The following is a 24,603-nucleotide window of genomic DNA, read 5'->3' as shown; positions in this document are numbered from 1 at the left end:
TTAAGACCTCACCTGCTGAATTCGTTTCTTGATTTTTGGTGCCAGTTTCTGTTTGCGGGAAAACAGTGCTGCGGCAACAGCATAGGCCAGCAACACCAGAGGATAGGCCCAGATCCCCATTTCATCTTTACTGATGCGCGTTTTAACCGCCATCAGGGCGACAATCAGACTGGCAAAAATTAGTAAGGCCGGGAACAGTTTTAAATAACGTCCCTGACGCGGACTCACCTCACACAGGGCAATCGCCAGCATTAAGGCAGCCACAATGGAAAAGGGTACGAAGATCCGCCAGCCCAATTCACTCGCAACGACAGGATCGTTGCGGTTGGTCCAGAGCTTGGCAATTGGCAAGGCTTCAACTTCGGCGCTTTCAAATTTGGCTTCCTGATCACTTTCCAGGCGTAAACGGTAAGACTGGAATTCGGCCTGGGTATACTTGGGGGTGCCGGGGAAAATCTCATAACGGCGCCCTTCCACCAAATCGACAATACTGGCGGTTTCATTGGCCACTTCAACACGGGTGGCTTCTTTGGCCAAAATCATGATGTCAGGTTTGCCCGGTTTCTGGGCACGCTGATAGAAAAACACATCTTTCAGATTTCGACGGTCTTCGGACAGGTCTCCGGCATAAATGGTATAGGGACCCGAGGAAATAAACTCTTTGGGACGCACCAGATCGAAACCGGTTCTCACTGCCTGCTTGGTGGTCAGCTCTTCAAACTGACGTAGCCCCCAAGGAGACATCCACACCATTAACACCGTTTGCACGGCAAGAAAAAGCACCGTCAACGGAATCAGCAAACGTCCCAACTGGTTACGGCTGATGCCACTGCCATTCATGACCGCCATCTCATGATCGACATACAATCGGCCAAATACCAGCATCAAACCGATAAAGAAACCCAGTGGAAGAATTAAGGTTAAAAATTCCGGTAGCCGATAACCAATAATACTAAACAAAATACTGGCATCCAGACGGCCTTGTGCCGCAACACCAAAGTACTTGATCAGTCGACCACCCATCATAATTAAGGTCAATAAGGCAATTACCACCAAGGATGTAGACAGCACTTGCTTGACCAGATAACGCCGAATAATCAAATTAATTCTTCCAGAAAAAGGGCAAATAAAAACTAGCGCTAGTTTACCCGAATGGTGAAAATATAAAACCTATACTGTTGTTGCGCATTGAAACTCTATTCATAGAAATGTTTCAATGGTTTAATGGTTTGCAATCTTTCCAAGGCATGAATACAACACATGAAACTGACAATTAATACGTCATTCCAAGAGAATGCATCTAGCCCATGTTTATTGATATTAGTAGATTCCGAACAGCTTCAAAAGGCCTCTACCACTTATCAAATCAATGATTTAAATAGTTTAGTCGAAGCAGCACAATTCAAGGCGAGCCTAAGCGAATCTTTAGCCCTGATTGGGAAAGTCGCGGCCTGTACCAATACCACGCTGATTGGCTTGGATAAAGCCGCTGAAATTCAGCCGGCTAAATTAGCAAAAATCGCACAAACCATTATCAAAGCATCACAAAAAAAATTCAAACAGATCAGCATTGATATTTCTGCCCTAGCCCCTGAACAGCATTATTTGTTTGCACTGGCGCTGACTCAGGCCAGTTACGCATTTGACGAATACAAATCAAAGAAAAATGAATTTGTGCTTGAAGAAATTCATCTGATTGCCGACAACAGCACCTTAAACCTGCAACAGTTATCTTTGATTCATGCGGTACAATCCGGTCAAAATTTGGCCCGCGATTTAGGCAACCGTCCAGGCAATATCTGTTTTCCTGAATATCTGGCTGAACAGGCTCAAGCCTTGGCAGCACAATATCCAGACTTGCTGAAAGTGACCGTGATTAATGAACAGCAAATGGCCGACTTGGGCATGAATGCCTTTCTGGCCGTGAGCAAAGGTTCAGACCGTCCGGGCCGTGTCATTACCCTGGAATATAAAGCCCATACCGAACAGGCACCTGTGGTACTGGTCGGTAAAGGCGTAACCTTTGATACCGGCGGTATTTCCCTGAAACCGGGTCTGGGCATGGATGAAATGAAATTCGACATGTGCGGCGCAGCATCCGTTCTCGGCACCATGCGTGCATTATGTGAAGCCAAACTGCCGATTCATGTGGTCGGTGCCATTGCCGCTGCGGAAAACATGCCTTCAGGTCATGCGACCCGTCCGGGTGATATCGTGACCAGCATGAGCGGACAAACGATCGAAATTTTAAATACCGATGCGGAAGGCCGTTTGGTGCTATGTGATACCTTAACTTACATCCAACGCTTTAATCCGGCGCTGGTGATTGATATTGCCACCTTGACCGGTGCCTGTGTGGTGGCCTTGGGTTCAGTGTTGTCAGGTTTATTTACCCCGGATGATGAATTGGCTGCCGAAATTAGCGCTGCCGGCCAGGCTTCATTTGACCGGGTATGGCGCATGCCGGTGATTGAAGACTATCAGGAACAGCTGGATTCTCCATTTGCCGATATTGCCAATATCGGTGGACCGAAAGCCGGTTCTGTGACGGCTGCATGTTTCTTGCAACGTTTTACCCGTGCATACCGCTGGGCACATTTAGACGTTGCCGGTACGGCATGGAACTCAGGTACAGCCAAAGGTGCAACCGGCCGTCCTGTACCGCTATTGGTTCAATTCCTGGCAAACCGTGCGCAGTCGAATGGCTAAAGTCAGCTTTTACCTGTTTGAAAAAAGCAATGAACGGCAAGTGCAAAGCACTTGCCGTTTGTGCCGCAAGATTCTGAAACAGCCGGCACAGATCTGGTTGTATTGCGACAATCCCGACTTGCAGCAGCAGCTCGATGAACAGTTGTGGACTTTTGACCCCGGCAGTTTCATTCCGCATGGCATTGACCAGGAACAGGCCACTATTTGCATTTCATCCCGGCTGCCGCAACAGCCTGACTGGATTGTGTTTAATTTTAACAATCAAGCCCTTGAACAGATTGATAAATTTAGTCACATTATAGAAATTATCGAAAATAATGAAGCGGCAAAACAACTGGGTCGTGAAAAATTTAAACAATATCGACGCTTAGGTATTGAGCCGCGAACGTTCAAGCTTTAGCCGATCAATTGAAACAAGGAGAGATGTGGTGGCATTAAATGTCGGTCAAGATTTTAAACAGCGCTGGTTAAATGTACCCGAGGCTGTTCGTCAGGCATTTATTGATGACCTACACCGTGTCTGCAATGTCCTCAAACCTGAAACCAATATTCATAAGTGGCTGGAAAAAGATAAAGAAGCCCAGCAGCAGTCTTATGAAAAAATTGAACGTGCCTATGTCGAACGTAAGGCCCAGCTGATTGAAGAAGCGCGCTTGCGCAAGCAACGTGCCCTGGAACAGTCGCTGGAAAATAAGCGCGCCGAGCAGGCTGCTTATGCACGGGCATTACAGTTAGATGAAGAAAGACAATTTGCCGAACAAACCCATACCCTGGCTTTGATTCGTCAAAATATAGAGCACGAAACGCAAACCTATACTGCACGTTACCACAAGAACCCTGCCGGCCCGGCCCTGAATTTTGCCAAGGGCATGTTCCCGATGGCTGACCATGAAATATTATCGGAGCTGGAAAGCCTGCGTTTACGCCTGGAACTGGAAGCGGAAACACTGATTGAGCAAGCGGTGACCGTGTTTCGTGCCAAGCTGCATCAAGCCAGTCAGGAAGAAATTGAATATATTTTAAAGAATTCGAATTTATCTTCGGAAAAACCTGCATCTTGAGATTTCATCCGCGGTATTTCGGGCGTTCTTTAAATGTTATGAGCATGCCAGAAACAGTCCATTTCGGTGTAATGCCAGTCAGTTAAGACATTGACTGGCATTTTCTTTTTTAAATTCATGCCTGTATTTGATATGTGGGAAAGTCATCCGCAACTGTTTGAGGCCGGACTACATTAAAAAATGATTGTTTCTGCGATAAATTTGTTAGTTGATAGTGGCTGACGAGTTTTGCGGATGACAAATGCCTTTGGTTACTTTGGGCGAAACCAAAGTAACAAATGAGCTACAAGAGTTTGATTTAAAATGGTAAGACTCCGCCATGAATCATTAAAAAATTAAGGAGTTTATTTCTAAACTCCTTAACTGATCAGCATTACCATTTCGGTGGGCTTTTTCTTGACCCCATAATGTGAAATGAGGCTGAAATCCAAAGCATTCAAAATTAAAACAGGTCTACAGCAAGGCCGACCATATTCCCTGCGCCGTAACCTATCCCCAATAACACGGCAATCCAGATGAAACCGCCGGCCACGTTATACAGCATAAAACTCCACAGATTCATATGCCCTGCCCCTGCAGCGAAGGGCGCAAATGAACGTACGAACGGCACAAATCGGGCCACCAGAATGGTTTTACCGCCATGCTTGGTAAAATAATGGTTGGTTTTTACAATATAGGCCGGTTTTAAGTAGCGTGAATGTTCATGGAAAAACTTAAACCCCAAGATTTGCCCGGTATAATAATTGACGATATAGCCCAGTACCGCAGCACTAAACAGCAACAATCCCATGGTATTTAAATGGATCACATCTGTGGTTGAGCAGAGGGCCCCTATCGCAATCAGCAGGCTGTCTCCCGGCAAGAAGAACATAAATACCGAACCGGTTTCGGCAAAGATAATCAGAAATAAAATGGCATAGATCCACAGACCATACTGATCCAGCAAAGTAGGTAACCATTGTTCAATATGCATTAGAAAATCCAGCATCTTCACCTACTCACTTTAACCACATTATTTTCATAACTTATTAAAAATAAAAACTAAAAATAAAAAAACAGCCTGACTTTTAAATCAGACTGTTTTCTATTCTAGGATGTTTTACTTCAAGAAGCCATTTTCTGCCAGAAAAGCCATGCTTATTTTTGACTGTTCTGTGGTGTCGGCAGCCTTGTCACCCAGCATTAAACGCTCGATATAACGCGCTAACACATCGACTTCCAGATTCACTTTCGCCCCGGTTTTCCAGGTGCCAATATTGGTTCGTTCTGCCGTATGCGGAATCAGGTTCAGGCTGATGATATTGCCGCGCAGATGGTTAATGGTCAGACTGATGCCATCCACGGTCACCGAGCCCTTTTCGGCCAGATATTTGGCGATTCCCGCCGGAGCCGTCACCTCATAATAAATGGAACGGGCATCTTCACGTACCAGCGTGATTTCACCAACCGCATCGACATGTCCACTGACGATATGTCCCCCAAAACGGGTTGTCGGCAACATGGCTTTTTCCACATTGACCGGCTGCCCCACTTTCCAGGTACCTAAAGTGGTTCGATTCAGACTTTCACGCGAAACGTCAGCAGCATACCAGTTTTCGCCCCATTCAATTACGGTCAGGCAAATGCCGTTAGTGGCAATCGAATCGCCCAAATGCACATCAGACATGTCGAGGTCGGTACCAATACGCAAACGCACATCGCCACCCACACTTTGCAAGCTTTCCACTTTACCTAAACTTTCAATAATGCCTGTAAACATAACTTTTTCTCTAATTCTGTCCCTGTTTTACCACAATGCCAGTTGGGTGCTTACCCCGGTCGTATCCACACCGCCCAGTTCAGCAAAATGATACAGCTGACCCAAGAGTTGGCGTAATGGCGGACCTGATTTGGCATGGGTATCGGTGATGACAATAAATTCAAGTACACGTGCACGTTCTGACTGGCGCTGCTTGCTGACCCGGTAACGCGGTACATCCTGAGTCAACAAGGTGACGCGGCCACGCTTCAAGTTGGCCTGCAGCAAATCGCCCGCTTCAATATTACCATCGGTCGAATAGCTGGTCAGAATATAACGTGCATTAATGGTTGCCAATAATTTTTCATAGGCTTCTTTGGCATGCTTGGAAGAATTGTACTGGCTCGGACGCTCTTTACGCCACGCCCGGTCAATCCCGCTCTTGAAGCCTTTGGTGTCGGGACTCGGCAAATCGACCTGATCCCACAGCGTCAAGGCATTCAGCACGTGATAGTTACTGCTATAGGCATGCTGGTTATACGGCGGATCCAGATAAGCGATATCGACTTCAAAATTACTCATCTGGTTAGCCAGATGCTGAGCATCGACACACCACATTTCGGCTGCCGGCTTTTTCGGGTCGCCAATTTCACAGAAGCGGCTTGGTGTCAGCCATAATAGCGATTCAATCCGTTCCAGAGCTGTTTGGGTTTTACCGCCCCAACCATGATGGAAGCTTTTAAATACCCCGGAGGTATTGCTGACAAAACTGGCCGAATACAGCAAAGGCGCCAGCAATGCCGACATTTCTACATCATCAATGGCACCTTGTGCCTGCCAGGTCGCAATCTGCTGACGGATGGCATCAATACGCATACCGTTACGGCGCTTGAAGAACAGGCGGTCACGGGTCGGATCATAAATTTCGTCATTACGTGGGCATAGATTATGTGTCACCCAGCCCTTTACCTCAGGCAAACGATTCAGATAATCAATGGCCTTTTGATAGCCGCCCAGCTCTTTAAACGCGGGTGCTTCCACACAGGATAAAATGGCATGGTTTAAAGCGTGGCTATACGGCTCCCAGTCATTGGCAATGACCCGATAGCCATTTTGTCGCGCCAGACGCGAAACCACCCCTGAACCGGCAAAAAAGTCTGCAAAAATAGGGGCACGACCATTGTGGGTATTTAAGGTTCCCGTGCTCTCAAGTGCCTCTAAAATCAGATGCAATAAACGGCGTTTATTCCCCAAATATGGAACAAGCTGATTGAAAAGGTATTCATCTGTGGTACGTGCTGAATGACGACGTTTATGATAAACCGAAGACTCTGAATTCATACTGTCTCTTGAGAAGGGATTAACCTTAAGCGCACATCATTCCCGACTTGGGTCAGGTCTATGAGCTTAAATCGAAGTTGCTCTGCCATGCGGTCAAATTCCGCATTAAACATCGCACGAGCGGTTTGACCTAAAAAGGTCGGTGCAACATAGCTGATCATTTCATCCACCAGCCGTTCCTGCAAAAAGGCCGTGGATAATGTTGCCCCTGCTTCCACCAGCACATCATAAATTTGATGCTGGGTAGATAAGGTCTGTAGCAGGTTTTTTAAAGGCTGTACTGGCAATTGTAGCACGCCCAAATCGGCCAGTTCCTGACGGAAAGGCCCCATCACCATGACTGTTTCAGGTTGCTGGAGTATTTTTGCATTCAGCGGTAAACGTCCCTGACGATCCAGCACCAGACGTTGGGGCTGAACCACCGTGCTGATATCTGCAACACCATTCAGCTGACGTACATTTAATTGGCAGTCATCGGCAAGAACCGTTTCTATGCCCGTAATGACGACACCGGAAATGGCGCGCCAGTGCTGTACATCCTGACGGGCCTCGCTTCCAGTAATCCATTTCGATTCACCAGAAGCCATCGCTGTGCGGCCATCCAGACTGGAAGCCACTTTTAGACGTACATAAGGCATGCCGCTTGCCATGGCTTTTAAAAAACCGCGATTGAGCTGTGCTGCATCCTGTTCACAGATACCCATTTCAACTGTAATGCCGGCATCTTTTAGAATTTGTACACCCTTGCCAGCGACCAAAGGATTCGGATCAGGACAAGCAACAATGACTTTTGCAATTCCAGCTTCGACCAGGCCTTTGGCACACGGCGGTGTATGGCCATAATGCGCACACGGCTCCAAAGTCACATACGCCGTTGCACCGCGTGCCTGTTCACCAGCCTGGCGCATGGCAAACACTTCCGCATGCGGTTGCCCGGCCTTCGGATGAAAGCCCTCCCCAACCAGTTGACCATCTTTCACGATGACACAGCCGACATTAGGATTGGGTTTAGTTGAATATTGTCCGAGTCGTGCCAATTCAATTGCACGTTGCATCCAGGCTTGATCTTGTTGGGAGTTTTGATTTAACTCAGACATTAAATTGCTCTTGGAAAATAAATCTTAGTGTTCGCGCTGTTGCATCTGTTCAATTTGACGACGGAAGGCTTCAACATCCTGAAAGTCCTGGTAAACCGAGGCAAAACGGACGTAAGCGACATGGTCTAAGGCAAATAAAGCCTGCATGACAATTTCACCAATGGTACGTGATTTGACATCCCGCTCCCCTAAACGGCGAATCTGCAACTGGATATCACTGAGGACGGTTTCAATCTGTTCCTGGGTCACCGGACGTTTTTGCAAGGCATGCATCAGGGAACGGCGCATTTTTGCTTCGTCGAACGGCTCACTTTTGCCATCGGATTTGATCACCCGGGGCATGACCACTTCATAAGTTTCAAAGGTGGTAAAACGTTCTCCGCAGCTGATACATTCACGACGTCGACGAATCTGGCAACCTTCGGCAGCCAAACGCGAATCGATCACTTTACTATCTGCGGCGTTGCAAAATGGACAATGCATAGCGGTTTAATTGAACAAATCAAATCGGATTTAGAGTGTAGCAAAAATTCTGCCCTTTGTAGAGGCTTACGCAAGATATGGAAAAAAAACAGCCCTGACGGGCTGTTTTACACAATATATTGATTATGAGTTTTTATCTTATTCTACACGTTCGCCATGTTGACTCAGGTCAAGACCCATACGTTCGTCATCATTCGCCACACGGATACCCATCACCAGATCAATCACTTTCAGAATGATGAAGGTCAATACTGCAGAGTAAGCAATAGTTGCCAATACACCTTCAAGTTGTACCCATAATTGATGCATCATATCTGTCGGTACTTTATCGCCCATAATGAATTCACTGGCAAATACCGCAGTCAGGATTGCACCGACAATACCACCTACACCATGCAGACCAAAGGCATCCAGAGAGTCATCCGCTTTCAGTGCACGTTTAAGCGCTGTAATACCCCAGAAGCACACCACACCACCAATCAGACCCATGGCTAAAGCACCGCCTACAGTCACGAAACCTGCTGCCGGCGTAATGACCACCAAACCTGCAACTGCACCAGATGCACCGCCCAATACAGAAGCCTTACCACGAATCACTTTTTCAGTAATCAACCAGGCAATGGCTGCTGCCGCTGCTGCAACTTGGGTTACGATCAATGCATAACCTGCTGAACCGTTTGCACCGAGTGCAGAACCGCCATTGAATCCAAACCAGCCAACCCATACCAGACTTGCACCAATTACGGTTAAAGTCAGGTTATGCGGAGCCATCGATTCACGGCCCAGGCCCATACGTTTACCCAGCATGTAAGCAGCAACCAGACCTGCAACACCCGAGTTGATATGAACCACCGTACCACCAGCAAAGTCGAGTGCGCCATCATTCGCTAACCAGCCACCACCCCATACCCAGTGGGTAATTGGCGCGTAAACCACGATGCTCCAGATGGTAATGAATGCAACGAAAGCTCCAAATTTCATACGTTCTGCAATCGAACCTGTAATAATGGCTACAGTAATGATGGCAAATGTCATTTGGAAAATGACAAACAGAATTTCTGGAATCGTTCCAGTTAAGGCATCTGTGGTAATGCCGGATAGCATGATTTTATCCAGGTTACCAATAAAAGCATTGCCACTGCCAAAGGCCAGGGTATAACCAATCACCACCCAGGTAATACTGACAACGGCTGCCGCAACAAAGCTATGTGCCATGGTGCCCAGTACGTTTTTCTTACGAACCATACCGCCGTAAAATAATGCGAGTCCCGGAATGGTCATCAATAAAACCAGAGCTGTAGACACTAAAATCCATGAGGTGTCACCTGTATCTAATTTTGGTTCTTCTTCGGCAGGTGCTGCTGGTTCAGCTGGAGCAGGGGCTGCAGCTAATTCGGAATTTGTTGTTAAAGATGGATCAGTAGTTTCAGTGACTACTACATTTTCAGAAGGAGTGGATGCTGCTGTTAGCGCTTCTTCAGCCCATGCAACAGAACCACCTAAAAGTGCGCCAGATAAACTCAGCGCAATGAGCATTTTTTTCATTCGTATCCCCCAACCTAGTTTTTTTGAGTTATTAGCTACTCAGCAAACTTCATGCCAAATTAAACAGCATCTGCACCTGTTTCACCGGTACGGATACGGATGACTTGTTCTAAATTAGTAACGAAAATTTTACCGTCACCAATTTTACCTGTGCTTGCCACACGCGTAATAGATTCAATGACTGAATCCACCATTTCATCGCTAATCGCAATTTCAATTTTTACTTTAGGCAAAAAATCAACAACATATTCTGCACCACGGTAAAGTTCAGTGTGACCTTTTTGACGACCAAAGCCTTTGACTTCAGTTACGGTGATCCCTTGAACACCAATGTCAGAGAGTGCTTCACGCACGTCATCCAATTTAAAGGGTTTTACAATTGCAGTTACGAGCTTCATGTTTGTTTTCCTTCGGCTTCTTTCACCAGTAAGGTTTTATGTTCAAATTTCGTGCCAAAAATTCTAAGGTTGGGGGGAATAGAAACTTTGACACGAGTTTTCTTTATAACCTATTTTATACTTTTAGATGTAGTCCGAGTTTTAAAAACTAGACATTTTTACTATAAAATTAACGATTTTACACATCGGATAAAGCTATATCCGGTCGAGTGGGGCTATGGTCGGGGTAGGAGCGATGTTACACTAGCGCCACTTCTCCATCCTTATATGGACACTGCAATGATTGAAACCTTATTAAAAGCCATAATGGAACAACTTGATCAACCGAAAAAAGATGTCGAACATAATTTACGGGCCTTACTGAATGAAGCCGTCAGCAAGATGGATCTGGTTTCCAAAGATGAAATTGAACGTCAACGTACTGCACTCAATAATGCCAATTTACGTTTGAATGAACTGCTTAAACAAGTTGAAACTTTAGAAATTAAAATCAAGAACAATAAATAAGCACTTTTCTAGTGCACAAAAAGACCAAAAACGATTAAAAATAACGCACTACAATGGAACAATAATAAATGTCTTTTGCGAAAATCTATACACGAGGTCTGCTTGGACTTCATGCGCCTTTAATTGAGGTGGAAGTTCATGTCAGTCAGGGTTTACCCTCTTTAACCATTGTCGGGCTACCTGAAGCAGCAGTTCGTGAAAGTAAAGACCGGGTACGTTCTGCCATTATTAATAGTGGTTTCCAGTTTCCCACCAAACGTCTCACCATCAACCTGGCGCCTGCAGACTTACCCAAAGATGGCTCACGACTGGATTTGCCGATTGCTTTGGGAATTCTTATTGCGTCAGGGCAACTCCCTGAAAATGTGACAGATCAGCTGGAATTTATTGGTGAGTTGGCCCTGGATGGTCAACTTCGTCCCATCAGCGGTATTTTAAGCATTGCCATTGCCTGCCAGCAGTCTGGACATCAACTGATTTTGCCGCAGCAGAATGCCCAAGATGCCTCGCAACTGCCCGGTTTTGAAGTGTTTGCTGCCCATCATCTGAAAGATGTCTGTGAACATTTATCCAGCCAGCATCCGCTTCCACAATATCAGGCCAATACCACCAGCCCTATTGACCAATACAAATTTGATTTAGCCGATGTCAAAGGTCAGCTCCGTCCACGGCGAGCCTTGGAAATTGCTGCAGCGGGCGGCCATTCTTTATTGTTTAAGGGACCTCCAGGAACCGGAAAGACCCTGTTGGCTTCACGGCTGGCCAGTATTTTACCGCCTCTGGACATGCAGGAAAATCTGGAAGTTGCCAGTATTTACTCGGTTGCCAGCAGTTCACATCCCTTTGGGCAGCGCCCTTTTCGTGCACCACATCATACCGCTTCCGCGATTGCCTTGGTCGGTGGCGGTTCACATCCCAAACCCGGTGAAATTACCCTGGCGCATTTGGGCGTATTGTTTTTAGATGAGCTACCTGAATTTGATCGCAAGGTTCTGGAAGTATTAAGACAACCGCTGGAATCTAAAGAAATTGTCATATCGCGTGCCTCCAGGCAAATTACCTTTCCAGCCAACTTTCAGCTGATTGCTGCAATGAATCCCTGCCCTTGTGGTTATGCCTTTAATCAGGACATACGCTGTCAGTGTTCCAGCGATGCGATTAAGCGTTATCAAAATCGCATTTCAGGTCCACTCCTGGACCGGATTGACCTACATATTGATGTGCCTCCTTTGCAAGCACATGAATTGCAAGATACATCACCGGTTGAAAATTCACAGACAGTGCGGCAACGGGTGATTCAGGCCTATGAACAGCAGATGCAACGGCAACAATGCCTGAACCATGCTTTAACGCCCCAACAGCTGGAGCAGTTTGCCTGTCTCGATGCACAGGCACAGAAAATTATGGAAACAGCACAGCAACGCCTCAACCTGTCTGCCCGGGCTTATCATCGGGTATTACGCGTTGCGAGAAGCATTGCCGATTTATCGCAACATGCCGCGATTCAAAGCCAGCATTTAACCGAAGCGTTGTCCTATCGGGCACAACAGGGCTAATCCGAAATGCATAATTTACTGATTCGTAGTGAACATCCTGCTGATCATGCGGCAATTGCCCAGGTGATTGAACAGGCCTTTAAAAAGCAGCCCTATTCCAGTCATAACGAACAATTCATTGTCGCCGCACTGCGCAAGGCCAATGCGCTGACCATTTCTTTGGTGGCTGTTTTAAATCAGCAGATCGTCGGACATTTGGCTATTTCACCGGTACTGATTTCTTCCGGGGTGCAAGGCTGGTATGGCTTGGGGCCTGTCGCTGTTTTGCCGGAATGGCAACTGCAAGGAATCGGTTCAGCACTCATCCGGTCGGCTTTGGTTCAATTAAAAACTCATGCAGCCAAAGGCTGTGTAGTTTTAGGTGATCCGGATTTTTATTCTGAATTTGGTTTTAAAGCTGTATCTGATCTGATTTTAGACAATGTTCCGGCCGAATACTTTCAGGCTTTGTCTTTTGATGAGGATATACCTCAAGGTCATGTGAGCTATCATGCTGCATTTTCTGCCCCATGAGCAAAATAAAGCATGGCCTTGCGGTTAGTGTAAGGGACAACATGTCAGCCCCCTCAATCATCTCCATAAAAAAACCTCCAAAGTACAACTTTGAAGGTTTTTTAATCATTTCAAATTAGAATGCTTTGGTTAAGGTAAAGACCGCCCCTGTCTCTACACCACGATTTTCAGGATCAATATCCGTACCAATCGCAGCCAATTCGGCAGTTAGGCCCTCAACGGAAGCGAATGAATAGGTTACCCCAGCTTTCCAGTCAAAATAGCTGTCCTCACTGCCAAAATAATTTTCATCCGCCAGCGTATAACCCAGTGCAGCAACACCGCCAAAGCCAGCAGCAAAAGGTACAGAATACGTTGCATTCAGGTACCATGCATCAGTGTCTAAGCCCAGGAAATCATTGGTATAGTTCACTGCTGTTAATAGACTTGCACCTTCTGTCAACACGTCATTGAAGGTCAATTTACCGTATAATTCCAACCAGTTTAAGTCACTTTCACTTGGATAGGCGTAATACCACAAACCTACATCCAGTAACGGTTTATTGGCAAAGCTATCTAAAGTCGTTGCAAAACCGATGTAAGGGTCTAGCTCAATGTGTGCTGTACCGCCAAAATCAACATTTGAACCCCACACACCCGCATATACACCTGAGTCATGTGACAATACAAAACCTGCTTGTACGGCTGGATCATTAAAGGTTTGCGTCATACCACGATAACGGTAGTCCGAGGTTATTGCTGCAGTGCCACTTACAGATAAGCCGAATGGTGAGGCTGGTGTTTCATCTGCAAAAGTGAAGCTAGACGCTGTTGCAACCACAGCTAAAGATAATGCTTTAAAAGTAAATTTCATTCTTGGATTCCCCCTACATCGTAGCACGATGCTATGTTTGGTTATTTCGTTAGACTCATATCAGAGTTAGCAATAGCTATGCCAAAAACAGAATTCAGCCTTTAAAAAGACAGTCATAAAAAAATATATAATTTTAAATAATTGTTTTTATTATTTTTTTATTTATAAAGATAAATTTCCTATATCTGCAGAACAGCCAAGAATGCTAACCACATAGGACTGATATGAGCTTGACTCGACCATCCTATAAAATTCATATTTACTTACATCACGCCTCTTTTTAAGGCTATTTTTTCACCTGTTTTTTTAATTATGCATAAAAAAAGTGCACAATTTTAAGGCAAACTGTACACTTTCAATTATTTTAACCTGTCAGGAAGTTATAAATTAAAAATTAAAGCCCAAACCACTGATGGTCAAAATCTGTATCAAAATGGTCCTTGCCTCCCATCCCATAATCTACAGAAGCAGTCACTCCAGAATTGGCTATTGCTTTAGTTAAACCGAAACGCACTTCCTTGCAAGCCCCATCACTTTTCGTTTCAATCCTGCTGTCATCACGGCTGTTCTTATCAATAGACGTACCAACCGAAGTGTTCAACATAAAATTTGCGGTAAAGTATAACGATAAGCTGCTGTTAAATACCTATCTCCTGCATGACCCAAAGAAGCCTCCATCAACATCACTGCCGTGCTTAACGTTAAATCCTTATAAGCCAGTTTGCCCAGTACATCAAATGCGGTGGTTTTAGGTTTATCGCTATGTTCACCCTATCCCGTACCGCCATTTTGATCGTTATAAACGGCAGCTTGAACTTTATAGCTCCAATCCTGGTTCAGTGTCGTGCTATACACGACATAAAAATAACGCAATTTTGTGTGAAATTTTCAGCATTACATCTTCTTATAAAACCTGCTTGAGATTCTTGTTTAATGATAAATTCAGCTGTGAATTCTAAAAACTTTTATACTTTTTGGTTAATTTCTTTAAATCATTATCTTCTTACTTCTCTGCTACTAAAAACCAATAAAACCACCTAATATTGAATTAAAATCGAGTGTATTTTCAAAAAAATGAGATGACTTTTACACAAATATGAAATTTTTTAAAGTTTAAGGCTTTTCCTCTCGCTTTCTTCCGAAAATCAATCATTCAGCCTCTCGAATCAATATTAGACTAAAGTTTAAAGCAGAGAAATTTCATAAATTTACCCTTAAATAGGGAATTTCGACTCGCTATTAGTGATCAGAATTACACGACAAATTATTTATACTTTAAATATATTATTGTTTTATAAAATAATTTTTAAAAATAGCAAACCTTAAATATTTTTATTGACTAAAAGGTATAAAATCACATTAAAAAATATTTAACTTTAGTTAAATAAAATGTATTAAAAAATGATTTTTTTGCGATACATTATGTATACAATTCCTTTCATTTCCTTCTCCCATTTTGTATAAGGCTCTCTCCCAATGCAAAAATCACAAAAACTTACTTTAGCAGTTTTAATTCAGGCTGCATTAATCTCAACAGCATATGCAAGCGAGCAAAGCGAGTCTAAAGGCTTTGTTGAGGATGCTGAAGGCTCTGTACTTTTCCGTACCGGTTATATCAATCGTGACAAGAAAGCACCTGGTGTTAAAGATCAAAGTTCTGCTGCACAATCTGCTATCGTCAAACTCGAGTCTGGTTTTACCCAAGGTGTGGTAGGTTTTGGTGTAAATGTGGTTGGTGATGCTTCATTTAAACTGGGCGAAAACAAAAATGCGAATAATGGCATGATTCCACAAAATAATGATGGATCTGCTTATGACCATTGGGCACGTGGTGGTGCCAACGTAAAAGCACGTGTTTCCAATACTGAAGTCCGTTATGGTACACAAGTTCTTGACTTACCAGTCCTCGCAAGTAATACCGCACGTCTTGTACCTGAATACTTTGACGGTGTTCTGGTAACAAGCCGTGAAATTAAAGATTTAGAATTAACAGCGGGTAAATTCACCAAAAACCAATATTCAGACCAGATCAATTCAGATGGTAATGAGCTGGATCGCGCAGTCGTTTGGGGCGCAAAATACAAAGTCAATGATGCAATCAATACCGCTTATTATGGTACAGACATCAAAGACCGTTTAGAGCGTCATTATGTGAATGCCAACTTTAAACAAGCGCTTGCCAATAACAGCTCTTTGACTTACGACTTCAGCGGTTATCATACCAAGTGGGATGCCAAAGCTGATGGCGGTGCTTATACCTACTCACACACCACAAATGATTTTAGTAACTTAAGCAACAGTATTTGGGCGCTTTCTGCGACCTATAATACTGGTCCACACAATGTGATGGTTGCTTACCAGCAAAATACAGGCAACACAGGCTATGATTATGGCTTAGGCAAAGGTGTTGGTGACGGTCACCAAACCATTTATATGCCAAACTCATACTTATCTGACTTTATTGGTAATGATGAAAAATCAGCACAAATTCAATACACCTATGATTTTGGTGCAATGAATATTCCTGGACTGACTTGGACATCTGCCTTTGTCTATGGCTGGGATATCGATGTACCAGCAGACTACAAAGGTGATCGTTCAGTCTTGGCAACCAACGATGCACAAGAGCGCGAATTCTTTAACCAGGTGAAATACACTGTTCAAAGTGGTTTTGCCAAAGATGCCAGCTTGCGTGTACGTAACTCTTACTACCGTGCAAGCAATGCTTACCAAGCGGGTTACATTGGTGACACCAATGAATGGCGTATTTTCTTAGATATTCCTGTGAAATTATTCTAATTCCACAGCTTTATTTAAGCGAAATAAAAAACCTGCACATTGTGCAGGTTTTTTGTGTAAGCCTTTCAGGCTAAATTCGAAACAAACAATTATTTGTTTGCTTCTGCATAAGCTGCAATTGAGCTAAGCACTTCCTGTTTTGCAACATCAGCACCTTCCCAACCACTTAACTTCACCCATTTTCCTGGCTCTAAGTCTTTGTAGTGCTGGAAGAAGTGTTCGATTTGGCTGATCAAAAGCGGAGGAAGATCGGTATATTCCTGAACGTCTTTATAGATTGGCGTTAATTTGTCGTGTGGAACTGCAACCAGTTTCGCATCAACACCACCGTCATCTTCCATGTTCAATTTGCCCACAGGACGGCAACGAATCACTGAACCTGGCTCAACCGGGTGTGGAGTTACAACCAATACGTCTAATGGATCGCCATCAAGAGACAAGGTGTTTGGCACATAACCGTAGTTTGCCGGGTAGAACATTGCAGTACCCATAAAGCGGTCTACAAATAATGCATCAGAATCTTTGTCGATTTCGTATTTGATTGGTGCTGCATTTGCAGGAATTTCAATAATTACATAGATGTCGTTTGGTGCATCTTTACCCGCTGGGATATTGCTGTAGCTCATAGCATCACTCTTTAACAAGTTAAATCTTTTTTAAACCGCAACGATTATAACGGTTTTTGCGTATTAAATAACTTTTCGATTATACATCTGCTGGATGAAAATATGTATTTGCACATTTTCAGGCTCAGGTGGTTAATTTAATCACCAGCAGCAGGAAAATCGGACAAAGCAAGGACAAGGTCCAGATAATGGAACGCAAAGTGGCCCAATTGGCTAAATAGCAGATGCCGTAGAAAATACGGAGTAAAATATAGGCCATACCAAAGGTCATGATCAGGTTTTGAGAAACCACCATATATTCTGCCATTAAAATCGAGGCAATAAATAAGGGTAAACTTTCAAAACTGTTTTGTTGTACCGCATTGGCACGTGCGGCCAAACCTGTGGTTCTAGCCAGAAATTCACGCGGGTTCTGGTTATCTCGTGCTTTAAAACCTGCTGCTTTTTTTGCAATTGCGGTAAAAACGTAAGGCAATAAACATGCGATTAAGATGAGATAAATTATTCCGCTAATGCTTTGCATCTCATTTTTCTCATTAAGATTTTATGCTGCCTATCATAGCATGGTGTTTTCGCAATATTTTTTGTAAATTATAGTGTTTTTATAAATGAGCAATAAGGATCCATGATGGTTAATCCTGATCAAGAGAAAATGTTTGATGTACTTGAAAAGCAGCGCCAGCATCAACTTAAAGTGGATCGGATACTCAAAGTCGTATTGCCGATTGTCGGATTTTTACTTTCGGTCATGTGCGCCAATTTCAATCGGCTTTCCCTTATTTTCACCATTGTTATTTCAATTCTCGCGCTTTGGATGGTGGGAATTAAACGTCAGGCCCTGTGGATATGGACTACCGTCGTTGCGTTCTACTGCTTGCTTGATAATTTATATAGTTTTGGTGCATTTGATTTAAAGCGATACGTTTATCAATTCGGTAGCATCACGACCTTTCTATGGATTACGGGTATAGCACGTCCCTATATTGATCGATGGATGTTGAAAGATTAAAGCCCAAATAAAAAAGCGCCGATCACGGCGCTTTTTTATTGCAGTATTTATGCAGTTTTACGCAAGTCTTTACGCAAGATTTTACCCACGTTGGACTTTGGCAATTCATCTATAAACTCAACATAACGTGGGCGTTTGTAGCCGGTTAAGTTTTCTTTAGCGAAAGCAAGTACTTCTTCTGTGGTGAGTGACGGCTCTTTTTTCACTACAAACAGTTTAGGCACTTCACCTGATTTTTCGTCAGGTACACCAATCGCAGCAACTTCCAGCACTTTAGGGTGCTTAGAAATTACTTCTTCAATTTCTGAAGGATAAACGTTAAAGCCAGACACCAAGATCATGTCTTTTTTACGATCGACAATCTTGATATAGCCGCGAGCATCCATGATACCGATATCACCGGTACGGAAGAAACCGTTGATCATCACTTTTTCAGTTTCATCTGGACGGTTCCAGTAACCTTTCATGACTTGTGGACCACGAATAGAGATTTCACCCTGTTCGCCAAGCGGCACTTCATTGCCGTCATCATCCAAAATAGCCACTTCAGTCAACGGTAATGGAATACCAATGGTACCGCTAAATTCAGTGGATTGCGGTGGATTGGCTGTTGCAACAGGTGAAGTTTCAGATAAACCGTAACCTTCAATAATATTCGTACCGGTAACTTTCTTCCATGCTTCAGCAGTAGAAGGCAATACCGCCATACCACCGCCCATCGCCATTTTCAGTTTGCTATGGTCAAGCTGTTTGAATTCTTCATTATTTACCAAGGCATTAAACAGGGTGTTTACTGCCGGGAAGAATGACGGCTGGTATTTACGCAGTTCTTTCATTACTGCTGGCAAGTCACGCGGGTTTGGAATAAGCACGTTCGCCTGACCTTTATACATGCCGTACAACGCACATACCATGAATGCAAAGATGTGATAAAGCGGCAAGGCACAGAAAATACGGTCATCCGGTTGCCCATCTTGAGCACCAAATTTACTTTGGAAAATACCGTCACACTGCAACATGTTCGCAACCAGATTGCGATGCGTCAGTTCAGCACCTTTCGAAACACCCGTGGTACCGCCGGTATATTGAAGTACGGCTGTATCACTCAGTGTAAGATTAGGACGTTTATAGTTGCTTGGATTCACTTTAGACATTGCCGCGTTAAAACGGATATGTCCTGGAATATTCCAGGCTGGAATTTGCTTACGTACCGAACGTAACACAAAATTCACTAATGTACCTTTTAAGGCACCCAGCATGTCGCCAACAGAGGCAACAACCACGTGCTTCACAGGAGTTTTACCAATAATCGCCTGGTAAACAGAGGCAAAGTTTTCAATAATCACCAGCACTTCAGAACCGGAGTCATTTAACTGATGCTCAAGTTCACGAGAAGTATAAAGCGGGTTCACGTTTACAAGGACTAGACCTGCACGGAAAATCCCCAATGCGACAACGGGATATTGAAGGACGTTTGGCATCATCACCGCCACACGTGTACCTTTTGCCAAACCTAAACTTTGCAAATAAGTCGCAAATTTACGGCTTGCTTCTTCCAACTCACTAAAAGTGAGAACTTTATCCATAAAAATAAAGGCGTCACGTGAGCCAAATTTCTGGAAATTGCGCTCAAATACATCAACCAATGAGGTATTTTCAGCTGGTAATTCTACAGTTTCCGGAATCCCGGTCTTCTGGTATTCAGCGAACCAAATCTTTTCCATAATGCCTATCACTCCAATCTTAATCCTTAGTTTTTAAACTGTTTTTTTCTTTGCTGAACCTGGTTTTTTCCTTTTGTATTGTTCAACAAAGCATCCATTTGCACGAATTACACCATATATAGCCTATTTCGTATTGGGGATGCTAGTTTTATCTTTGAATGAACAGTTTATTTGCTTTTTGATATCCTCGTGGTAAGAGTTGACCTTTAGTGCCTCGCTTACCAATATATTTTTGAAGATCATCACCTTTTAGTTTTAATTGTTGCTGTCCAGCAACCACTTGAATTATTTCATCTAAATTTAACATTGTCATGGATACGATTTGATCTTTTGCCTCGAGTTGTATCAATTTGTTACCTTTACCCTTACTCAGGCTTGGCAATTCTGACAAATCGACCACCAGCATTCGGCCGGCTGAACTGAGTAAGGCCACATGAGTCGCCTGTTCTACTGCTTGCAGTGGCATCGCTTTGCTATCTTCAGGCACAGTCAGAAAGGATTTACCTGCCTTGGCATTGGTATCCAGTTGTTTCGCCTGGGTTTTAAAACCATAGCCTTTGGAACTTAAGGCCAGAATTTCAGCTTCATCCTCGGCAATAAACACCTGAAGGAACCCCACCCCGCTGGCCGGAGAAAGTTTGGAACTTAAAGGTTCACCCAAACCCCGTGCCGATGGCAGCGTGTTAATGGCCAGTGCATAACTGCGACCGGTTTCGTCCAGCACATAGACTTTCTGATTGGATTTACCTTGGGCATGACTTAAATATTGGTCACCGGCACGGAAATTCAGGTTTTCGGCATCGACCTCATGACCTTTGGCAGAACGGATCCAGCCTGCTTCAGACAACACGACCGTTACAGGATCGGCCGGCAACATGTCCTGTTCATTAATGGCAAGTGCCTCGGCACGACGCACGATTGGTGAACGGCGGTCATCACCGAATTTTTTCGCATCTTCTTTCAGCTCATTAATGATCAATGCTTTTAAAGATTCAGGATTGGCCAGCTGCTCGCGGATAATGGCAGCACGCGCTTCCAGCTCTTCCTGTTCACGGCGCATTTCCATTTCTTCAAGTCTGGCCAAATGACGTAACTTGAGTTCTAAAATGGCTTCGGCCTGAATTTCGTCAATATTGAAATGGGACATCAGCACCGGTTTCGGCTGATCTTCTTCACGAATAATGCGAATCACTTCATCAATATTTAAATAGGCAATGATCAGACCCGCGAGAATGTGCAGGCGTTTTTCAATTTTATTTAAATGGTATTGCAGACGGCGCGTCACTGTGGTTTTACGGATTTCAATCCATTCCAGCAAAATGCGGCGAATCGATTTCACTTGTGGACGGCCATCAGCACCAATCATGTTCATGTTGACGCGATAGCTGGATTCCAGATCGGTCGTCGCAAATAAATGGCTCATCACTGCTTCGGCATCAATGCGGTTGGAACGCAGCACGATCACCAGACGGGTTGGATTCTGATGATCCGATTCGTCCCGCAAGTCACTGACCAAAGGCAGTTTTTTTGCCTGCATCTGATCGGCAATCTGGGTAATGACCTTGGAACCCGACACCTGATACGGCAGGTCGGTAATCACGATTTCATTTTTTTCAATCTTATACACCGCACGCATACGGTAACTGCCACGTCCTGTGGTCTGTACTTTAAGCAGTTCTTCAGGGGCAGTAATAATTTCGGCTTTGGTCGGCAAATCTGGGGCTGGAATATATTCCGCCACTTTTTCATCGGACAGGTTCGGATTGCGAATCAGGGCAATGGTGCCTTTCACCACTTCACGCAGGTTATGCGGTGGAATGTCGGTAGCCATCCCCACGGCAATCCCGGTGGTGCCGTTCAATAAAATATTGGGCACACGCGCAGGCAAGTTCACTGGCTCTTTCAGGGAACCATCAAAGTTGTCCTGCCAGTCACAGGTACCCTGCCCCAGTTCAGACAACAGCACTTCGCTGTATTGCGACAGTTTGGCTTCGGTATAACGCATTGCCGCAAAGGATTTCGGGTCATCCGGCGAACCCCAGTTGCCTTGACCTTCAATAAAAGGATAACGGTAACTGAATGGCTGTGCCATCAGCACCATGGCTTCATAACAGGCAGAATCACCATGCGGATGGTACTTACCCAGTACATCACCGACGGTACGGGCAGATTTTTTCGGCTTGCCGCTATGCTTTAAGCCCAGTTCACTCATGGCATAGACAATACGGCGCTGTACCGGTTTTAAACCGTCACTGATATGCGGCAATGCACGATCCATAATCACGTACATGGCATAGTTAAGGTAAGCTTGTTCAGTAAATTCGGCTACGGAACGATTTTCTGTCGCATGATGCACAAGGCTGGTCATAAAAGCGTGAAATCCTAAATAATTCGTTTTTGTATCTACGTTGTTATGCTATGTCGCAGCTGCGGACTACACAAGGGCAGTAACCCACACTCTGCGACAAATTGTGTCTTATGGACTAAAAATATCCATTTTATAATAACCAATCAACTAAAAAACAAGCAATTTTATAAGCCAATCGACTCTAAGGTCTTACCTTTGGTTTCTTCACCCAGCAGCAGAATGATCAGCGCCACGGCAATTAAAACGGCGGTAAACATCATAAAGACATAGCTGAAACCTTGCTCCATGACCATCATATGCGTCACGGCGAAAGGAGCCAGAATACCGCCAATACGGCCAATTGCACCGGCCCAGCCTGAACCGAAAGCACGGATATTGGCAGGATACTGTTCCGGGGTATAGGTGTATAACACGCCCCACGCCCCCAGGTTAAAGAAGGACATCAAACAGCCCCACAGCACAATCTGGGTCACATTGTCGGACTGGCCAAAGAAATAGGCCGACACCGCACACATGGCAATGAAACCGGCCAGGGTTGCCTTGCGTCCGAGTTTTTCCACCAGCCATGCCGCAGCAATATAACCCGGCAACTGGGCCAGAATCATCACCAATACATACTCGAAAGACTGCACGATGGTATAGCCTTCTTGGACCAGTAAACTTGGCAGCCAGGTGAAAATACCATAATAAGAAAATACGATACCAAACCAGATTAACCACAGCATGAGGGTACGGCGTGCAAAAATGCCGGACCAGAGTTGAGAGAAGCTAATGTCATGCTTTTCGGCCACCGGTTTGACTTCAAAAATTTCAATCACTTCCACACCACATTGCGCTTCAATTTTTTTCACCAAAGCATGCGCTTCTTTATGTCGACCCCGGTTAATTAAATAGGGAACGGATTCCGGTACCATTTTCCAGATCACGATGGCATACAGGGCAGGAATACCCCCAATCAGGAAAGCGGCATGCCAGCCAAAATCGGGAATCACAAAACGTGAAACCAGAGCCGCAACCAGCCAGCCCAAACCCCAAAAACTTTCCAGCAGCACAATAAAGCGCCCACGGACATGGGCTGGAATATATTCACTCACCAGCGTTACGGCCACAGGTAGCTGACCACCCAATCCAAGCCCCACAATAAAACGGAACACCAGCAACCAGCTCAGGTTCGGCGCAAAAGCGCAAGCCGCAGTTGCCAGGCTATAAATGACCAGAGTGGAAGCAAAGACTGTTTTACGTCCCCAGCGATCCGCAAGACCGCCTGAACACACCGCCCCAATCGCCATTCCAATAAAACCAATGGAAACCACCCAGCTTTTATCATCCGGCGTCATGGCCCAGTCTTCGGTCATTTTGGCCAGAATAAAGGAAATTAATCCGGTATCCATGGCATCAAACATCCAGCCCAGACCAATCACCCATAGCAAGGTATAGTGAAACTTACCAATCGGTAAACGCTGTATACGTGAGACTAAATCCATAACAAGAGCTCTGATTTGGTGAAAGAATGCATGCTGCTTTCCCAACAGGATTTATTGTTGTATTAATTTTTATACGCCAATTTGCAGATGATGACCGCTCATTTCGTCGGTCATTCATCATATTAAGGCAATATTCTAGGAAGCATCTTTGGAAGATGCAGACTGGTCGTCGTCATCTTTATAGATAAATTTCGGCATTTCCAGACCAAAATAAATAGCGATGCAGCGCAAAGAGAAACCGAAGATCAAGGTCGAAATGACCGTGATTTCCAGCGAGAAGCCAATTTCCTGACAAATCCAGTAACAAATTACGGAAACAAAGGAAATACTGGCATACAGTTCACGGCGGAACACCAACGGCACATCGTTACACAGAATATCGCGCAGAATACCGCCGGAAACGCCGGTCAGGACGCCAGCGACTGCGGAAACCACAAAACCATGCCCCATCTCCAGGGCAATCTGACAGCCAATGATGGTAAAACCGATTAAACCCAGGGCATCAAGAATCAGGAAGATGGAACGTAAATGGCGCATCCATTTGGCAATCAGGATGGTGACAAAGGCAGCACAACAGGTCAGCACCAGATATTCCGGATGCTTGACCCAGGTCAGCGGATAATGCCCAAGCAATACATCCCGGACCGAACCACCGCCCAGCGCAGTCACGCAGGCAATCAGCGTTACCCCAAACCAATCCATACTACGCCGACCTGCCGACAGTGCTCCTGTCATGGCTTCAGCCGTAATCGCAATAATATAAATGACCAATAGCAACATTGCCCTGCTTCC

General features: G+C 44.7%; 24 protein-coding genes. 8 read left to right on the top strand and 16 right to left on the bottom strand.

Going from position 1 to position 24,603, the window contains the following annotated elements:
- Positions 1-1,101 (bottom strand): LPS export ABC transporter permease LptF, encoded by a 1,101-nt coding sequence (gene lptF, locus ACPUEY_RS06975; protein ID WP_425121633.1) that lies wholly within the window; start codon positions 1,099-1,101, stop codon positions 1-3.
- 159 nt (positions 1,102-1,260) lie between these two features.
- Here lptF and ACPUEY_RS06970 point away from each other — a divergent pair, with 159 nt between their 5' ends.
- Genes ACPUEY_RS06970 through blhA form a run of 3 tightly spaced genes read left to right on the top strand, consistent with a single transcriptional unit; the run spans position 1,261 to position 3,770 of the window.
- On the top strand, positions 1,261-2,709 hold the full coding sequence (locus ACPUEY_RS06970) for a leucyl aminopeptidase (protein ID WP_425121632.1): 1,449 nt from the start codon (positions 1,261-1,263) through the stop codon (positions 2,707-2,709).
- Positions 2,702-3,109, top strand: coding sequence for a DNA polymerase III subunit chi (locus ACPUEY_RS06965; RefSeq protein WP_425121631.1), 408 nt, complete (start codon positions 2,702-2,704; stop codon positions 3,107-3,109). Before ACPUEY_RS06970 ends, ACPUEY_RS06965 begins: the two co-directional genes overlap by 8 nt.
- Before the next feature lie 25 nt (positions 3,110-3,134).
- On the top strand, positions 3,135-3,770 hold the full coding sequence (gene blhA, locus ACPUEY_RS06960) for a cell division protein BlhA (protein ID WP_261181116.1): 636 nt from the start codon (positions 3,135-3,137) through the stop codon (positions 3,768-3,770).
- Positions 3,771-4,212: 442 nt separating this feature from the next.
- Here blhA and ACPUEY_RS06955 read toward each other — a convergent pair whose 3' ends face one another.
- The 7 genes from ACPUEY_RS06955 to glnK all read right to left on the bottom strand — a co-directional run bounded on the left by ACPUEY_RS06955 (position 4,213) and on the right by glnK (position 10,372).
- Positions 4,213-4,758 (bottom strand): VTT domain-containing protein, encoded by a 546-nt coding sequence (locus tag ACPUEY_RS06955; RefSeq protein ID WP_425121630.1) that lies wholly within the window; start codon positions 4,756-4,758, stop codon positions 4,213-4,215.
- A gap of 111 nt (positions 4,759-4,869) precedes the next feature.
- Positions 4,870-5,529 carry a riboflavin synthase gene (locus ACPUEY_RS06950; protein WP_425121629.1) on the bottom strand — a complete coding sequence of 220 codons (660 nt, stop codon included), beginning with the start codon at positions 5,527-5,529 and terminating at the stop codon, positions 4,870-4,872.
- A 27-nt stretch (positions 5,530-5,556) separates the two neighbouring features.
- Positions 5,557-6,849 carry a DNA adenine methylase gene (locus ACPUEY_RS06945; protein ID WP_425121628.1) on the bottom strand — a complete coding sequence of 431 codons (1,293 nt, stop codon included), beginning with the start codon at positions 6,847-6,849 and terminating at the stop codon, positions 5,557-5,559.
- The gene (ribD, locus tag ACPUEY_RS06940; RefSeq protein ID WP_425121627.1) at positions 6,846-7,946 is read right to left on the bottom strand and encodes a bifunctional diaminohydroxyphosphoribosylaminopyrimidine deaminase/5-amino-6-(5-phosphoribosylamino)uracil reductase RibD; all 1,101 of its coding nucleotides are present in this window, start codon (positions 7,944-7,946) and stop codon (positions 6,846-6,848) included. Before ribD ends, ACPUEY_RS06945 begins: the two co-directional genes overlap by 4 nt.
- A 24-nt stretch (positions 7,947-7,970) precedes the next feature.
- Complete coding sequence (nrdR, locus tag ACPUEY_RS06935; protein WP_086174158.1) at positions 7,971-8,429, bottom strand: transcriptional regulator NrdR; 459 nt, start codon at positions 8,427-8,429, stop codon at positions 7,971-7,973.
- Between the two features lie 138 nt (positions 8,430-8,567).
- The gene (locus ACPUEY_RS06930) at positions 8,568-9,974 is read right to left on the bottom strand and encodes an ammonium transporter (protein ID WP_131272994.1); all 1,407 of its coding nucleotides are present in this window, start codon (positions 9,972-9,974) and stop codon (positions 8,568-8,570) included.
- 59 nt (positions 9,975-10,033) lie between these two features.
- The gene (gene glnK / locus ACPUEY_RS06925; RefSeq protein WP_086174160.1) at positions 10,034-10,372 is read right to left on the bottom strand and encodes a P-II family nitrogen regulator; all 339 of its coding nucleotides are present in this window, start codon (positions 10,370-10,372) and stop codon (positions 10,034-10,036) included.
- A 279-nt stretch (positions 10,373-10,651) separates the two neighbouring features.
- Here glnK and ACPUEY_RS06920 point away from each other — a divergent pair, with 279 nt between their 5' ends.
- From ACPUEY_RS06920 to ACPUEY_RS06910, 3 genes are all read left to right on the top strand, one after another.
- Entirely contained in the window at positions 10,652-10,879 is a 228-nt protein-coding gene (locus tag ACPUEY_RS06920) for an accessory factor UbiK family protein (RefSeq protein ID WP_425121626.1), read from the top strand.
- 68 nt (positions 10,880-10,947) lie between these two features.
- Positions 10,948-12,435 (top strand): YifB family Mg chelatase-like AAA ATPase, encoded by a 1,488-nt coding sequence (locus ACPUEY_RS06915; RefSeq protein WP_425121625.1) that lies wholly within the window; start codon positions 10,948-10,950, stop codon positions 12,433-12,435.
- Between the two features lie 6 nt (positions 12,436-12,441).
- Positions 12,442-12,948, top strand: a complete 507-nt coding sequence (locus tag ACPUEY_RS06910; RefSeq protein WP_425121624.1) for a GNAT family N-acetyltransferase — start codon at positions 12,442-12,444, stop codon at positions 12,946-12,948.
- Positions 12,949-13,063: 115 nt separating this feature from the next.
- Here ACPUEY_RS06910 and ACPUEY_RS06905 read toward each other — a convergent pair whose 3' ends face one another.
- Both ACPUEY_RS06905 and ACPUEY_RS06900 read right to left on the bottom strand, forming a co-directional pair.
- A complete protein-coding gene (locus ACPUEY_RS06905) occupies positions 13,064-13,801 on the bottom strand; it encodes a TorF family putative porin (RefSeq protein WP_092819221.1) in 738 nt (245 codons plus the stop codon).
- A gap of 394 nt (positions 13,802-14,195) precedes the next feature.
- Positions 14,196-14,405, bottom strand: a complete 210-nt coding sequence (locus ACPUEY_RS06900; RefSeq protein WP_425121623.1) for a hypothetical protein — start codon at positions 14,403-14,405, stop codon at positions 14,196-14,198.
- An 872-nt stretch (positions 14,406-15,277) separates the two neighbouring features.
- On the opposite strand from ACPUEY_RS06900, the gene ACPUEY_RS06895 reads away from it, so the two are divergent.
- The gene (locus ACPUEY_RS06895) at positions 15,278-16,600 is read left to right on the top strand and encodes an OprD family outer membrane porin (protein ID WP_425121622.1); all 1,323 of its coding nucleotides are present in this window, start codon (positions 15,278-15,280) and stop codon (positions 16,598-16,600) included.
- Between the two features lie 89 nt (positions 16,601-16,689).
- Here ACPUEY_RS06895 and ppa read toward each other — a convergent pair whose 3' ends face one another.
- Both ppa and ACPUEY_RS06885 read right to left on the bottom strand, forming a co-directional pair.
- Positions 16,690-17,226 carry an inorganic diphosphatase gene (gene ppa / locus ACPUEY_RS06890; RefSeq protein WP_005233448.1) on the bottom strand — a complete coding sequence of 179 codons (537 nt, stop codon included), beginning with the start codon at positions 17,224-17,226 and terminating at the stop codon, positions 16,690-16,692.
- Between the two features lie 124 nt (positions 17,227-17,350).
- Complete coding sequence (locus ACPUEY_RS06885; RefSeq protein WP_425121621.1) at positions 17,351-17,749, bottom strand: MAPEG family protein; 399 nt, start codon at positions 17,747-17,749, stop codon at positions 17,351-17,353.
- Positions 17,750-17,854: 105 nt separating this feature from the next.
- Between ACPUEY_RS06885 and ACPUEY_RS06880 the strand changes: the two genes are divergently transcribed.
- Positions 17,855-18,235, top strand: a complete 381-nt coding sequence (locus ACPUEY_RS06880; protein WP_092819224.1) for a hypothetical protein — start codon at positions 17,855-17,857, stop codon at positions 18,233-18,235.
- A gap of 47 nt (positions 18,236-18,282) precedes the next feature.
- On the opposite strand, the gene ACPUEY_RS06875 is transcribed toward ACPUEY_RS06880, so the two are convergent.
- The 4 genes from ACPUEY_RS06875 to ACPUEY_RS06860 form a co-directional block, all read right to left on the bottom strand.
- On the bottom strand, positions 18,283-19,959 hold the full coding sequence (locus ACPUEY_RS06875) for an AMP-binding protein (RefSeq protein WP_131272999.1): 1,677 nt from the start codon (positions 19,957-19,959) through the stop codon (positions 18,283-18,285).
- 148 nt (positions 19,960-20,107) lie between these two features.
- A complete protein-coding gene (parC, locus tag ACPUEY_RS06870) occupies positions 20,108-22,327 on the bottom strand; it encodes a DNA topoisomerase IV subunit A (RefSeq protein WP_425121620.1) in 2,220 nt (739 codons plus the stop codon).
- Positions 22,328-22,491: 164 nt separating this feature from the next.
- Complete coding sequence (locus tag ACPUEY_RS06865) at positions 22,492-23,811, bottom strand: MFS transporter (RefSeq protein WP_425121618.1); 1,320 nt, start codon at positions 23,809-23,811, stop codon at positions 22,492-22,494.
- A gap of 135 nt (positions 23,812-23,946) precedes the next feature.
- Complete coding sequence (locus ACPUEY_RS06860) at positions 23,947-24,591, bottom strand: trimeric intracellular cation channel family protein (RefSeq protein WP_261181073.1); 645 nt, start codon at positions 24,589-24,591, stop codon at positions 23,947-23,949.
- Positions 24,592-24,603: the final 12 nt, after the last annotated feature.

Source organism: Acinetobacter sp. G11 (assembly GCF_049808495.1).
Taxonomy (GTDB): Bacteria; Pseudomonadota; Gammaproteobacteria; order Pseudomonadales; family Moraxellaceae; genus Acinetobacter; species Acinetobacter kookii.
The sequence above is the reverse complement of the archived record's forward strand: the minus strand, read 5'-3'. Positions and strand labels throughout refer to the sequence as shown.